The organism is Methylobacterium ajmalii (genome assembly GCF_036448855.1).
Taxonomy (GTDB): Bacteria; Pseudomonadota; Alphaproteobacteria; order Rhizobiales; family Beijerinckiaceae; genus Methylobacterium; species Methylobacterium ajmalii.
Map to the genome: position 1 here is coordinate 207,513 of NZ_JAZFXT010000021.1, position 12,936 is coordinate 220,448.

Genomic DNA, 12,936 nt, shown 5'->3' on the forward strand with positions numbered 1-12,936 from the left:
GCGGGACGCTCCTCCCCGTGGGCGGGGAGGAGCGCTGGATCGGCGGATCAGTTCGCCGAGTACTCGCCGACGTTCGGGTCGTCGTACGGGCCCTTGCCGTCGAGGGAGAACACCGTCACGCCGCCGCCCATCTGGGTGTAGTTGGCGAGCTTCTTGAAGGCGCCGACGGCACCGAGGCCGGCGGTCGGGTCCTGCAGGTCGAAGACCAGGCCGACGCCCGGCCAGCCGCCGACACCGTAGTAGATCGCGACGTATTGCGTGCCCTTGTGGGTGTAGGTGATCGGGTAGCCGATCGCGCCGGACGGCAGCTTCGACTTCCAGAGCAGCTCACCCGTGTCGGAGTTGCGCGCCTTGATGTAGCCGTCGAGGGTTCCGTAGAAGACCAGGTTGCCGGCCGTCGCCATGGTGCCGCCCCAGACCGCGAAGCGCTCCATCTTCTCCCACTTGAACTTGCCCGTGATGGCGTCGTAGGCCTTGATCTGGCCCAGCCCCTCGGCGTTCTGGCGGTCGCCCTTCGGGCCCGGATACATGTTCAGCGTCGCGCCGACGAAGAACTGGCCGGCCCGGTAGGGCAGCATGAAGGGCTCCCAATCCATGCAGATGTGGTTGATGCCCATGAAGAAGAGCTTGCGGTTCGGATCGTACGAATCGTGGCCCTGGTTGTGGTAGCCCATCGCCGAGGGACAGATGTCCTTGGCGAGGTGGTCCATCCGGGTGCCGTATTCGGGGTCGCGCACCGGCAGGCCGGACTTCAGGTCGACGGTCTTGAAGACGTTGACGGTGTCGTCGATCTTGTGCGCCGAGACGAGATCGCCGTTGGTCCGGTCGAGCGTGTAGACGATGCCGTTGCGGTCCGGGTGGGTCAGGAGCTTGCGCTCCTTGCCGGCGAGGTCCTTCTGGGTCGACAACATCATCACGTTGACGCCGGCATAGTCCCACTCGTCGTGCGGCGTCTTCTGGTAGCCGAACTTCGCCTCACCCGTGTCGGCGTCGCGGCCGAAGATCGTCATCGTCCACTTGTTGTCGCCCGGCCGCATCGTCTCGTTCCACGGCGCCGGGTTGCCGGTGCCGAAGTAGATCAGGTTGGTGCCGGGATCGTAGGCGTACCAGCCCCAGTTGGTGCCGCCGCCGATCTTCCAGGAATCGCCCTCCCAGGTCGAGGTGCCGAGGCCCTTCTGGCCGTAATGGGCGTTCTGGATGTTGAAGTCCTTGGCGAGCAGCAGGTCGGAATCCGGGCCGGTCGCGTAGGCGCGCCACTTCTGCTCGCCGGTCTTGACGTCGTAGGCGGTGAGGTAGCCGCGCACGCCGAGCTCGGCGCCCGACGAGCCGATGATCACCTTGTCCTTCACCACGTAGGGGGCAATGGTCAGCGTCGAGCCGACCTTGATGTCGGAATTCTCGATCTTCCACACCGTCTCGCCGGTCTCGGCGTTGAGCGCCGCGACGTGGCCGTCGAGCAGGGTCTTGAGGATCAGGGCCGGGGTCTTGCCGTCGCCCGGCCAGTAGGCGAGGCCGCGGTTGACGAGATCGCAGCAGGCCACCGAGCGCGCGGCCGGGTTCTGCTTCGGCTTGTCCTGCCACAGGATCTTGCCCGGATCGTCGAGGCCGAGCGCAAAGGTGTTGTTCGGGAACGAGGTGTGGACGTACATCTTGTTATCCACGACCAGCGGCGCACCCTCGTGGCCGTTGAGCAGACCGGTCGAGAACTGCCAGGACACCTTCAGGTTCTTGACGTTCTTGTCGTTGATCTGGGTCAGGCCACTGTAGTTGTCCGAGTCGTAGTTCTTGCCCGGCATCACCCAGTTGTCGTCGCTCTTCGACAAGTCGACGAGCTTGTCGTTGGCGAGCGCGGCATGCGGCAGCGCGAGCGGCGCCAGCGCCATCAGGGCTGCCACGGAAACGGAGTTCACAAACTTGCCCATGTTCAGCGTCTCCAATCGGCGTCTCACGTTCACGCGGCCGGCGGGCCGCACGTCGGAGCGTGTTCGCATGATGAGAAATGCCGGGCCCGAGAGAGAATGGCCGAGCCTGCGGCTCGATCATAGATTTCTCTCATCAAGATCCCTTATGAATAACTTATTACATTTGCTCACCGAAGTCACCCTAGCATCGAGTCATTCCGATGTCTTCCGCAGAGTCGATCTATAGATCGGGAACAAGCGGCAATGCATCTGGGCTATTATCTCGAACAATACCTCGCCGGCCCGAGGCCGGACGCGGGGAAGGGGCGTCTTAGCGGCTTCACAAGCGATTGGAATCGTGGCGGATCCCGGCGTGGGACCGATCGATCTTGCAATGCCGCGGAACCGATGCCGCGCCGCAGCAAGGTCGGAAACTCGATTCGTCCCGCCTCGGCAAACTTGTAGCCTATTGACAGCAATGGCCTTTCTTGGCACCGCCCGGCCCTTGCGCGCCCGCGCGTGCGGGACTCCTCAGAGGCGCCCCGCGCCGGACCGCGGCGCCACGGCCAAAGCAGCACGGTGACATCGGCATGGCGAAGATCGTGGCTCTCCACTACTTCGCCGTCGTCACCCGGTGCAGCTCGCTGCGCGACGCCGCCAGCCAGCTCGACATCCACCCCAACGTGCTGGCGCGGCACATCTCGCAGCTCGAGTATTACATGGACGCGCCGCTGCTCGAGCGCGGTCCGCTCGGCATCCGGCTCACCGCCGCCGGGGAGCTGCTCGCCGCCAAGCTCGACCGCACGATCAACGAGCTCGACCACGTCGTGCGCCTGATCGACGACCTGAAGGGCCTGCGCAGCGGCGTCGTCGGCGTCCACGCCGCCGAGGGCATCGCCTCGGCGATCCTGGTGCCGGTGCTCTCCGGTTTCGCGAGCCGCCACCCCCATGTCCGCGCCCGGTTGCGCACCGGCACCGCCAAGGACGCGATGCGGGCGATCGAGGACGCCTCCTGCGACCTCGCCCTCACCTTCTTCGCCCCGCCCTCCGACGCGGTCACGGTGGTGCAGCGCATCTGGCTGCCGCAATTCATCGTCGCGCCGCCCGACCATCCGGTGACCCGGACCGGCGGCGCGGCGCTCCCGGCACTCGCGGGATACCGCTGGGTCCTGCCGGGTCCGGATTTCGGCGCCCGCACCTTCTTCGACCGGGTCGCGGCCGAGGCCGGATGCCGGATCGTCCCGACCTTCGAGGCCTCCTCCCTCGACCTGCAGCGCACCCTGGTGGCGCAGGCCGGGGCCCTGGCGGTGCTGCCCCGCGCGGCGGTCGCCGAGGAGCTCGCCGCCGGCACCATGGCGGCGGTCCCCTTCCCCGAGGCGATGCCGGTCGAGACCTCCCTCGACCTTTGCGTCCCGGCCGACCGCCAGCCGAGCTTCGCCGCCGAGCGCCTGCGCCGCGACCTCGAGACCGCCCTCAAGCGCCTGCGCGCCTGACTGCACCGCGGTTCGTCACCCTGCGGCAGGCGTGCAACGAAAAACGGCGCACCGGTCGCACGCTTTCGTCGTAGTCAGCCCGCACGGGCTCCCGCATCCTGCCCCGATCCGCAGCGGCAAGGTCGCGTGACTATTTCGGTGGTCTCGACGCCGCTTTCCTAGACTTGTCGAGCGCACAGATTTGCGGCGCCGTCGATCAGCGTCGCAGGTCACACGCGAACTGGTCTGTCGATTGCATGGTCGGCGCCGCGACGGACGCGGTCCGACGCAATGGTTTCACCGCCGCACCGGCGGCTCGATTGTGAGGGAGACAACTTGATGGCGTTTCGTCGGTCCGTTCTCGGCCTGGTCGCGGCAAGTGCCGCCCTGCTCGCGCCCGTCGGCGCGCCGGCGCAGACGCTCAAGGCGGTGATGCATTCGGACGTCAAGATCGTCGATCCGATCTGGACCACCGCCTACATCGTCCGCAACCACGGCTACATGATCTACGACACGCTGTTCGCCCTCGACGCGAAGGGCGAGGTCAAGCCGCAGATGGTCGACACCTACACGGTCTCGCCCGACAACCTCACCTACACGTTCACCTTGCGCGACGGGCTGAAGTGGCACGACGGCAAGCCGGTGACGGCGGAGGACTGCGTCGCCTCGATCAAGCGCTGGAGCGCCCGCGACTCCCTCGGCCAGAAGCTGATGACCTTCGTCGAGGGCATGAGCGCCGACGACGCCAACCGCTTCACCGTCAAGCTGAAGTCGCCGACCGGGCTGCTGCTGTTCGGCCTCGCCAAGCCGTCCTCGAACGTGCCCTTCATGATGCCCAAGCGGGTCGCCGAGACCGACCCGAACCAGCAGATCTCGGACTTCACGGGCTCCGGCCCGTTCGTGATGAAGACCGACGAGTGGAAGCCCGGCGACAAGATCGTCTACACCAAGTTCAAGGACTACAAGCCGCGGCCCGAGCCGGCCTCCGGGCTCGCCGGCGGCAAGGTGGTCAAGCTCGACCGGGTCGAGTGGCTGGCGATCTCCGACCAGCAGCAGGCGGTCAACGCGCTGCTCGCCGGCGAGATCGACGTGATCGAGCAGCCGGCCTACGACCTGATCCCGCTGATCAAGGGCGATTCCAACGTCGCCCTCGTCGACTACAACCCGCTCGGCCTGCAATACTCGATGCGGCCGAACCACCTGATCAAGCCCTTCGACAACCCGAAGGTGCGCCAGGCGCTGACCTACGCCCTCAACCAGACCGACTTCCTCCAGGCGGCGGTGGGCGATCCCGACTACTACAAGGCCTGCAAGGCGCTGTTCGTCTGCGGCTCAGCCCTCGCCACCGAGAAGGGGATGGACGGGCTGCTCGAGTCGAACTTCGCGAAGTCGAAGCAGCTCCTGAAGGAGGCGGGCTACGACGGTACGCCGATCGTCCTCCTGCACTCGACCGACCTGCAGACCCTGACCAATCTCGGGCCGGTGGCCAAGCAGCTCCTCGAGAAGGGCGGCTTCAAGGTCGATATGCAGTCCTCGGACTGGCAGACCGTGGTGTCGCGCCGGGTACGCAAGGATCCGGCCGACAAGGGCGGCTGGAACCTGATGAACACCTCCTGGGTCTCGGCCGACATCCTGAACCCGGTGATGTCGAGCTTCGTGAACATGAGCTGCGACAAGGCCCCGTTCGGCTGGCCCTGCGATTCCGAGATGGAGAAGCTCCGCGACGACTTCGCCCGCGAGGTCGATCCGGGCAAGCAGAAGGCGATCGCCGAGTCGGTTCAGGCCCGCTGGCGCGAGGTTGTGCCCTATATCCCGCTCGGCCAGTTCTACATCCCGATCGCCGCGCGCAAGAACGTCACCGGCATCCTGACCGCCGCCGTGCCGGTGTTCTGGAACGTCGAGAAGAAGAAGTAGGGCGATGGCCGGCTACGTCCTGCGGCGATTGCTCGCCGCCATTCCGGTTCTGGCGATCGTCGCGGTGCTGGTGTTCCTGATGCTGCGGCTCACCCCCGGCGACCCGGCGGCGGTGATCGCCGGGGACAACGCCTCGAGCGAGCAGATCGCGCAGGTGCGCCAGAAGCTCGGGCTCGACCAGTCGCTGCCGGCGCAGTTCGCGATCTGGATCGGCAACCTCCTCCACGGCAATCTCGGCGAGTCGTTCTTCTTCAAGAAGAGCATCGGCGAGCTGATCCTCGGGCGGATCGAGCCGACCCTGTCGCTCGCCGCCGCCACGATGCTGATCGCGGTCTGCGTCGCGATCCCGCTCGGGGTCGTGGCCGCCTACCGGCACGGATCCTGGCTCGACCGGATCGTGATGGGCATGTCGGTGCTCGGGTTCTCGGTGCCGGTCTTCGTGATCGGCTACCTCCTGATCTACGTCTTCTCGATCACGCTCGGCTGGTTCCCGGTCCAGGGCTACCAGCCGCTCTCCGCGGGCCTCGGCGGCTACCTGCACCGGCTGGTCCTGCCGGCCGTGACCCTGTCGGTGGTCTACATCGCGCTCATCGCCCGCATGACCCGGGCGAGCGTGCTGGAGGTCCTGAACGAGGACTACATCCGCACCGCCCGTGCCAAGGGCCAGGTCGAGCGCAAGATCCTCTTTCGCCACGCGCTCAAGAACGCCGCGGTGCCGATCGTGACGGTGGTCGGCATCGGCATCGCGCTCCTCATCGGCGGCGTGGTGGTGACCGAGAGCGTCTTCGCCATTCCCGGCCTCGGCCGCCTCACGGTCGATGCGGTGCTGGCCCGGGACTATCCGACGATCCAGGCGCTGATCCTGATGTTCTCGGGCGTCTACGTCCTCATCAATCTCCTTATCGACCTCACCTACAGCCTGTTCGACCCGAGGATCCGCCATTGAGTGCCGAGCCCGTGAGTGCCGAGCCGACCCTCCTGGCGCCCGTCGCGGCCGCGCCCCTGCCGCCCGGCCGCACCCTCGCCGCGCGCCTGATGCGCAACCCGGTCGTCGCGATCGGCGCCGGCTTCCTCCTCCTGATGGCGCTGATCGGCGCCTTCGCGCCGCTCCTCGGCACCCTCGACCCGGGCGCGATCAACCCGGCGACCCGCAACCGCCCGCCGGGCTTCGAGCGCACGATCCGGGCCGAGGACGGCTCGACCTCGACCTTCCGTCACCGGATGGGCACCGACAGCCTGGGGCGCGACGTCTACAGCCGGGTGCTCTACGGCGCCCGGGTCTCCCTCGCCATCGCCGTCTCGGTGGCGGCCCTGTCGCTCGCCGTCGGCCTGCTGCTCGGGCTCGTCGCCGGCTACATCCGCCCCCTCGACGGGCCGATCATGCGGCTGATGGACGGGCTGATGGCGATCCCCGGCATCCTGCTCGCCATCGCGGTGGTGTCGCTCTTCCGGGCCGGCCTCCCGGCGGTCATCGCCGCGATCGTAGTGCCGGAGATCCCCCGGGTGGTGCGGCTGGTGCGCTCGATCGTGCTCTCGGTGCGCGAGGAACCCTACGTCGAGGCCGCGATCATGGCCGGAACCCGCCTGCCGCTGCTGATGGCGCGCCACATCCTGCCCAACACCGTCGCGCCCCTGATCGTGCAGGGCACCTTCATCGCCGCCTCGGCGATCCTGGTCGAGGCGGTGCTCTCCTTCCTGGGCATCGGCATCCCGCCGGAGACGCCGAGCTGGGGCAACATCATGGCGGAGGGCCGCAACCTGTTCCGGGTCTACCCCCACAACATCCTGTATCCGGGCATCGTCCTCGGTCTCACGGTGCTGGCCGTGAACATGCTGGGCGACGGCCTGCGCGACACCCTCGATCCGAAGATGACCGGCCGATGAGCGCTGCGCCCTCCCCCGTTCTCGAGATCGAGAACCTCGCCATCGCGCTGCCGGGCGGCGGCGACCGGTCGCGCGCCGTCGACGGGGTCTCGTTCACGGTGGCCCGCGGCGAGATCGTCTGCGTCGTCGGCGAATCCGGGTCCGGCAAGTCGGTCACCGCCTTCTCGGTGATGGGGCTCCTCGCCAAGGTGCTGAAGCCCGTCGCCGGCGCGATCCGGCTCAACGGTGAGGACGTGCTGACGGCGAGCCCCCAGCGCCTGCGGGCCCTGCGCGGCGACCGCATGGCGATGATCTTCCAGGAGCCGATGACGGCGCTGAACCCGGTGCTCACCGTCGGCGACCAGATCGAGGAGGTCCTGCGCATCCACACCGACCTCGGCGCGAAGGAGCGCCGGGCCAAGGTGCTGGCGATGCTGGACGCCATGCACCTGCCCGACCCCGAGCGGATGCACGCCTCCTACCCGCACCAGCTCTCCGGCGGCCAGCGCCAGCGGGTGATGATAGCCGCCGCCCTCATCCTCGACCCGGCGCTGCTCATCGCCGACGAGCCCACGACGGCGCTCGACGTCACCACCCAGGCCCAGATCCTCAAGCTGATCCGCGAGATGCAGGAGCGCCGCGGCACCGGCGTCCTGTTCATCACCCACGATTTCGGCGTGGTGGCGGAGATCGCCGACCGGGTGGTGGTGATGCAGCGCGGCCGCGTCGTCGAGCAGGGGCCGGCCGCCCAGGTGCTGGAGCGGCCCCAGCACCCCTACACCAAGATGCTGATCGGCGCGGTGCCGACGATGACGCCCGCCCGGCGCCCGCCGGTCACCGGCGCCCTGGCGCTGGAGACCGCGGGCCTCGAGAAGACCTATCGCAGCGGCGGCCTGTTCAAGACGGAGCGGGTCGTCCACGCCGCCGCCGACGTGGCGTTGCGCATCCGCCGCGGCGAGACGGTCGGCATCGTCGGCGAGTCGGGCTCGGGCAAGTCGACGGTCGCGCGCTGCATCGCCCGGCTGATCGCCCCGAGTCGGGGCCAGATCATGGTCGGCGACCGGGACATCGCCCGCCTGCCCGAGCGCCGGCTGCGGCCGATGCGCCGGAAGATCCAGGTGGTCTTCCAGGATCCGTTCCGCTCGCTCAACCCGCGCCGCACGGTCGGGGCCTCGATCATCGAGGGGCCGGTGAATTTCGGCACCAGCCCGGAGGCCGCGACCGCGAAGGCCCGGGAGCTGATGGGCCTCGTCGGGCTCGACCCGTCGGCGCTCGCCCGCTACCCGCACCAGTTCTCCGGCGGCCAGCGCCAGCGCATCGCGCTCGCCCGGGCGCTGGCCATAGAACCCGAGATCCTGATCGCCGACGAGGCGGTCTCGGCGCTCGACGTCTCGGTGCAGCGCCAGGTGCTCGCCCTCCTCGACGACGTGCAGCGCCGTTTCGACCTCGCGATCCTGTTCATCACCCACGACCTGCGGGTGGCGGCCCAGATCTGCGACCGGCTGATCGTGATGCAGCGCGGCCGCATCGTCGAGGAAGGCCCGACCGCCGAGGTCTTCGCCCGGCCCTCGGCTGCCTATACCCGTGCTCTGATCGAGGCGGCGCCGGGGCGGGAGTTCGGGCGGGGGGAGCATCTTCCGGAAGCGGCGTCCGCCTGACACCGGCAAGTAACGATGCGGCGCGGGATCCCCTCTTCCGTGTGGGAAAGGGGTCGGGGCGATCGAAGATCGCACGAGGGTGACAGGCTTCCGTACGAGACGCCGAGCGTCGTACCGGCAGCTCGACGGTGCCGTTTCGTCGCGGAAACCGGGCCACCCTCACGCGGGATCTTCGATCCCCTGACCCCTCTCCCATAAGGGAGAAGGAACGCGCCCGATCTTTCGATACCAGTGACAACAACAACGGGACGACACCAATGACCCTCGCCATGACCTGGGAGGAATGGGCGCAGCACGACGCCTGCGGGCTCGCCGCGCGGGTGCGCGCCGGCGAGGTGACGGCGGCGGAACTGGCCGCCCAGGCGGCGGCCGGCGTGGCGCTGACCAACCCGGCGACGAGCGCCGTGATCGAGCTGTTCGACGATTGCGTCGCCGACCCGGCGACGGACGGCACCAACCTCGACGGCGCCTTCGCGGGCGTGCCGTTCCTGATGAAGGACCTCGGGCCGACCCTGAAGGGCCGGCTGCAGGAGATGGGCTCGCTCCTGATGCGCGGCAACCGCGCGACGAGCGACAGCCACCTGACGGGCAAGATGCGGCAGGCCGGCCTCAACCTCGTCGGACGCACCACCACGCCGGAATTCGGCGTGTGCAGCTCGGCCGAGAACCCGGCGGTCTACGTCACCCGCAACCCCTGGAACCTCGACTACACCACCTGCGGCTCCTCGGCGGGATCCGCCGCCGCGGTGGCCTCGGGCGTGGTGCCGATGGCGCACGCCACCGACGGCGGCGGCTCGATCCGCATCCCGGCGGGCGTCAACGGCAATCTCGGGCTCAAGCCCTCCCGCGGCGTGTTCTCGATCGCGCCCTACGGCTCGGACCTGACCAGCGTGGTGTCGATCCAGGGCTGCCAGTCGCGGACCGTGCGCGACACCGCGGTCTTCGTCGACCAGTGCCGCGGCGGCGCTCCGGGCGAGTTCATGCCCTACTGGGCCGCGCCCGAGCCCTACGCCACGCTGATCGAGCGCGATCCCGGGCGCCTGCGCATCGCGCTGTCGCACGAATGGGGCGATTACCGCGCCGTACCCCGGCACGTCGCCGAGCTGGAGCGGATCGGCCGCTTCCTCGAAGGCCTCGGCCACCACGTCGAATGGGCGCTGCCGGCGGTCGACATCCGGGCCGCCTTCGCGGCCCAGACCACCTGCTACATCACCAACTTCGCCCAGACCATCAACGGGCTGCTGGCCCTGAAGGGCCTCGAGCGGCCGCCCGAGGACCTGATCGAGCCGATGAACATCCGGATCTGGGAAGCCGGACGCCATGCGAGCTACGCGGAGCGGACGGCGATGCAGGCGGCGTTCAACACCACGGCCCGGGGTTTCGGCGCCTTCTTCGAGGAATGGGACGTCATCCTCACCCCGATCACCGCCGTGCCGACGCCGCGCGTCGGCACCACCGAATACCTGACGATCAGCGACGAGCCGTCGGTCTACGCCTGGTTCGAGAACCTGTGGCGCAACTTCGCCTACACGCCGCTCGCCAACCTGTGCGGCCTGCCGGCCCTGTCGATGCCGCTCGCGTGGAACGAGCACGGCCTGCCGCTCGGCATCCAGGCGCAGGCGCGCCAGGGCGCCGACGGGCTGCTGCTGCAGCTCGCCGCCCAGGTCGAGCGCGCCATCGGCGGCCGGTGGAACGACGGCAAGCGGCCGGGCGTCCACGTGGCGGCGGCGGGGTGAGGGCCGGCCCCTCGACAGAAACGTGGAATCAGGGTCATCCCGGGGCCGAAGGCGTGCCCGGGACGACGGCGCGAGCATGAGGCGCGCCGCCCCGATCCGGCTCCGTCTCGAAGACCATCTCCCAGAGGAGACCCATCCGTGAAGCTCTTCATCGCCGCGCTCGGCACCGAGACCAACACCTTCTCGCCGATCCCGACCGGGCGCGCCGCCTTCCTCGAGGACCTCTACGTCGAGACCGGCGCCTCCCGCACCTCGGATCACTGGTTCGCCGGGCCGCTCAAGGTCTGGCGCACGATGGGCGAGGCCGCCGGCTACGCGGTGGTGGAGAGCCTGGCGGCCTTCGCCCCGCCGGGCGGGCCGACGCGCCAGGACGTGTGGGTGGACCTGCGCGACCGGGTGCTGGCCGACCTCAGGGCCGCCGGCCCGGTCGACATGGTGCTGTTCGACCTCCACGGCGCGATGGTCGCCGAGGAGCAGGACGATTGCGAGGGCGAGCTCGTCGCCGCGGCCCGGGAGATCGTCGGCAAGGGGGTGACGGTGGGGGTCGAGCTCGACCTGCACTGCCACCTGAGCGAGCGCATCGTCGCGGCCTCCGACGTGCTGCTCACCTACAAGGAATACCCCCACATCGACGTCGACGACCGGGCGCGCGACCTCTTCCGCCTCTGCGACGACGCGCGGGCCGGCCGGATCCGGCCGACGATCGCCGTCGCCGATTGCCGGATGCTGGCGGTGTGGCGCACGCCCAACCAGCCGACCCGCGGCTTCGTCGACCGGATGAGCGCAGCGGAGGGGCGGGACGGCATCCTGTCCCTGTCGCTCGCCCACGGCTTTCCCTGGGCCGACCTCCCGGATGTCGGCGCCAAGGTGGTGGCGGTGACCGACGGCGACCCGGACCTGGCCCGGGCCACCGCCGAGGCGCTCGCCCGCGAATTGTGGGAGATGCGCGAGGCGACCACCGACCGGCTGCTGACCCTCGACGAGGCGGTGCAGGTGGCGCTGAAGCCCCCGGAGGGCGTGACGGTGCTGGCCGACGTGTCGGACAATGCCGGGGCGGGCGCGGCGAGCGATTCGACGTTCCTGCTGCGCGCCCTCGTCGAGGCCGGCGCGACGCGCTGCGCCATCGGCAGCTTCTGGGATCCGGTCGCGGTTCGGCTCTGCCGGGAGGCAGGCCTCGGCGCGCGCCTGGCCTTGCGCATTGGCGGCAAGACCGGGCCGATGTCGGGCGATCCCGTGGATCTCGCCGTGCGGGTGATCGGCATCCAGGCGGACGCGGTCCAGACCTACGGCAACGGCAAGCAGCCGATGGGCGATTGCGTGATGGTCGAGGCCGGCGGCCTGCACATCGTGCTCAACGCCCTGCGCACCCAGGTCTTCCAGCCCTCGGCCTTCGAGCAGTTCGGCGTCTCGCTCACCGACTACGCCACCGTGTTCGTGAAGTCGGCCCAGCACTTCAATGCCGGCTTCGCGCCGCGGGCCGATCGTATCCTCCACGTCGCGGTGACGGGGAGCGCCAATCCCGACTTCGCGGCGCTCGTCCTGCCGCGGGCCGGCCGGCCGCTCTGGCCGATCGTCGCCGATCCGTTCGCCTGAGCGTAGCTGGCGGCGGTCAGCGCTCGACCGCCGCCAGCCGACCGGCCTCGTCCATCCGGCAGCGGACCCACTCGCCGTTGGCCAGGCTGCAGCCGGTGACCGCCATGATGAACACCCAGTGGCACACGACGAGGGTGTGGGACCAGTCGGGATCCCCGGCCATCGCGCTCCCGAAGGCCGCGACGCGGGCCTCGAACAGGTGGTCGGGCTCCTGTTCCGCCTCGTCGGCCCCGCGCCACCAGACCTCGTCCATATGACTGAGATCGAGATGCGGCCAGGCGCGGGCGAGGTCGGTCCGGCAGGTGCCGGTGTCGCAGCTCGCACCCCGGCGCTCGCGCACCATCGGGGTGACGAGGATCGGCAGGCCGAGACGCTCCGCCACCGGCGTCGCGGTCTGGAGCGCCCGGGTCAGGGGGGAGCACAGGATGCGCCGCACGCCCTCCCCGGCGAGCGACCGGGAGGCGGCCTCCGCCTGCCCGTGGCCGAGCGGCGTCAGAGGCGCATCCACGATGCCGGGATCGACCCCCGTCGCGTGGAAATGCAGGTTGAACTCACTCTGGCCGTGGCGAAGCAGGATCATCGGGCCAAGGTAGGGCGCGCCGTCGCGTCGGCGCCGCGACGCGCAGCCGCGAGGCACCGGCCGTCGCGCGGCCATCGCCGAGCGACCAGGCGGAAGCCGTACGATGAACGGCATGGGGGGCTCGGAATCGACCGCCGGCAAGGAACCGAGGTTTTTCCGGACGGTCGAACCCCCGTTCGCGTCCTCGATCGAAGACGTTGTTTCGAGGGTGCGAACTCG

General features: G+C 69.4%; 9 protein-coding genes. 7 read left to right on the forward strand and 2 right to left on the reverse strand.

Annotated elements, in window-relative coordinates; genetic code table 11:
• Positions 1-47: 47 nt before the first annotated feature.
• The gene (locus tag V3T34_RS08620) at positions 48-1,922 is read right to left on the reverse strand and encodes a methanol/ethanol family PQQ-dependent dehydrogenase (protein WP_091887427.1); all 1,875 of its coding nucleotides are present in this window, start codon (positions 1,920-1,922) and stop codon (positions 48-50) included.
• Positions 1,923-2,491: 569 nt separating this feature from the next.
• Here V3T34_RS08620 and V3T34_RS08625 point away from each other — a divergent pair.
• The 7 genes from V3T34_RS08625 (at position 2,492) to V3T34_RS08655 (ending at position 12,137) form a co-directional block, all read left to right on the forward strand.
• Positions 2,492-3,394 carry a LysR substrate-binding domain-containing protein gene (locus V3T34_RS08625; protein ID WP_305076674.1) on the forward strand — a complete coding sequence of 301 codons (903 nt, stop codon included), beginning with the start codon at positions 2,492-2,494 and terminating at the stop codon, positions 3,392-3,394.
• Between the two features lie 318 nt (positions 3,395-3,712).
• On the forward strand, positions 3,713-5,287 hold the full coding sequence (locus V3T34_RS08630; RefSeq protein ID WP_305076675.1) for an ABC transporter substrate-binding protein: 1,575 nt from the start codon (positions 3,713-3,715) through the stop codon (positions 5,285-5,287).
• Positions 5,288-5,291: 4 nt separating this feature from the next.
• A complete protein-coding gene (locus tag V3T34_RS08635) occupies positions 5,292-6,233 on the forward strand; it encodes an ABC transporter permease (protein ID WP_060850098.1) in 942 nt (313 codons plus the stop codon).
• A complete protein-coding gene (locus V3T34_RS08640) occupies positions 6,230-7,171 on the forward strand; it encodes an ABC transporter permease (protein WP_236013034.1) in 942 nt (313 codons plus the stop codon). Before V3T34_RS08635 ends, V3T34_RS08640 begins: the two co-directional genes overlap by 4 nt.
• On the forward strand, positions 7,168-8,808 hold the full coding sequence (locus tag V3T34_RS08645; RefSeq protein ID WP_305076676.1) for an ABC transporter ATP-binding protein: 1,641 nt from the start codon (positions 7,168-7,170) through the stop codon (positions 8,806-8,808). The genes V3T34_RS08640 and V3T34_RS08645 overlap by 4 nt, the downstream gene beginning before the upstream one ends.
• Before the next feature lie 257 nt (positions 8,809-9,065).
• Positions 9,066-10,544, forward strand: coding sequence for an amidase (locus V3T34_RS08650; protein ID WP_331369144.1), 1,479 nt, complete (start codon positions 9,066-9,068; stop codon positions 10,542-10,544).
• A gap of 138 nt (positions 10,545-10,682) precedes the next feature.
• The gene (locus V3T34_RS08655; protein ID WP_305079497.1) at positions 10,683-12,137 is read left to right on the forward strand and encodes a M81 family metallopeptidase; all 1,455 of its coding nucleotides are present in this window, start codon (positions 10,683-10,685) and stop codon (positions 12,135-12,137) included.
• 16 nt (positions 12,138-12,153) lie between these two features.
• Here V3T34_RS08655 and V3T34_RS08660 read toward each other — a convergent pair whose 3' ends face one another.
• Positions 12,154-12,717, reverse strand: coding sequence for a histidine phosphatase family protein (locus V3T34_RS08660; protein ID WP_305079496.1), 564 nt, complete (start codon positions 12,715-12,717; stop codon positions 12,154-12,156).
• Between the last annotated feature and the right edge of the window lie 219 nt (positions 12,718-12,936).

Bases quoted from the DNA above. Each gene is read 5' to 3' on its own strand.
- V3T34_RS08620 (WP_091887427.1), bottom strand. From the start codon at position 1,922: ATGGGCAAGTTTGTGAACTCCGTTTCCGTGGCAGCCCTGATGGCGCTG.
- V3T34_RS08625 (WP_305076674.1), top strand. From the start codon at position 2,492: ATGGCGAAGATCGTGGCTCTCCACTACTTCGCCGTCGTCACCCGGTGC.
- V3T34_RS08630 (WP_305076675.1), top strand. From the start codon at position 3,713: ATGGCGTTTCGTCGGTCCGTTCTCGGCCTGGTCGCGGCAAGTGCCGCC.
- V3T34_RS08635 (WP_060850098.1), top strand. From the start codon at position 5,292: ATGGCCGGCTACGTCCTGCGGCGATTGCTCGCCGCCATTCCGGTTCTG.
- V3T34_RS08645 (WP_305076676.1), top strand. From the start codon at position 7,168: ATGAGCGCTGCGCCCTCCCCCGTTCTCGAGATCGAGAACCTCGCCATC.
- V3T34_RS08650 (WP_331369144.1), top strand. From the start codon at position 9,066: ATGACCCTCGCCATGACCTGGGAGGAATGGGCGCAGCACGACGCCTGC.
- V3T34_RS08660 (WP_305079496.1), bottom strand. From the start codon at position 12,717: ATGATCCTGCTTCGCCACGGCCAGAGTGAGTTCAACCTGCATTTCCAC.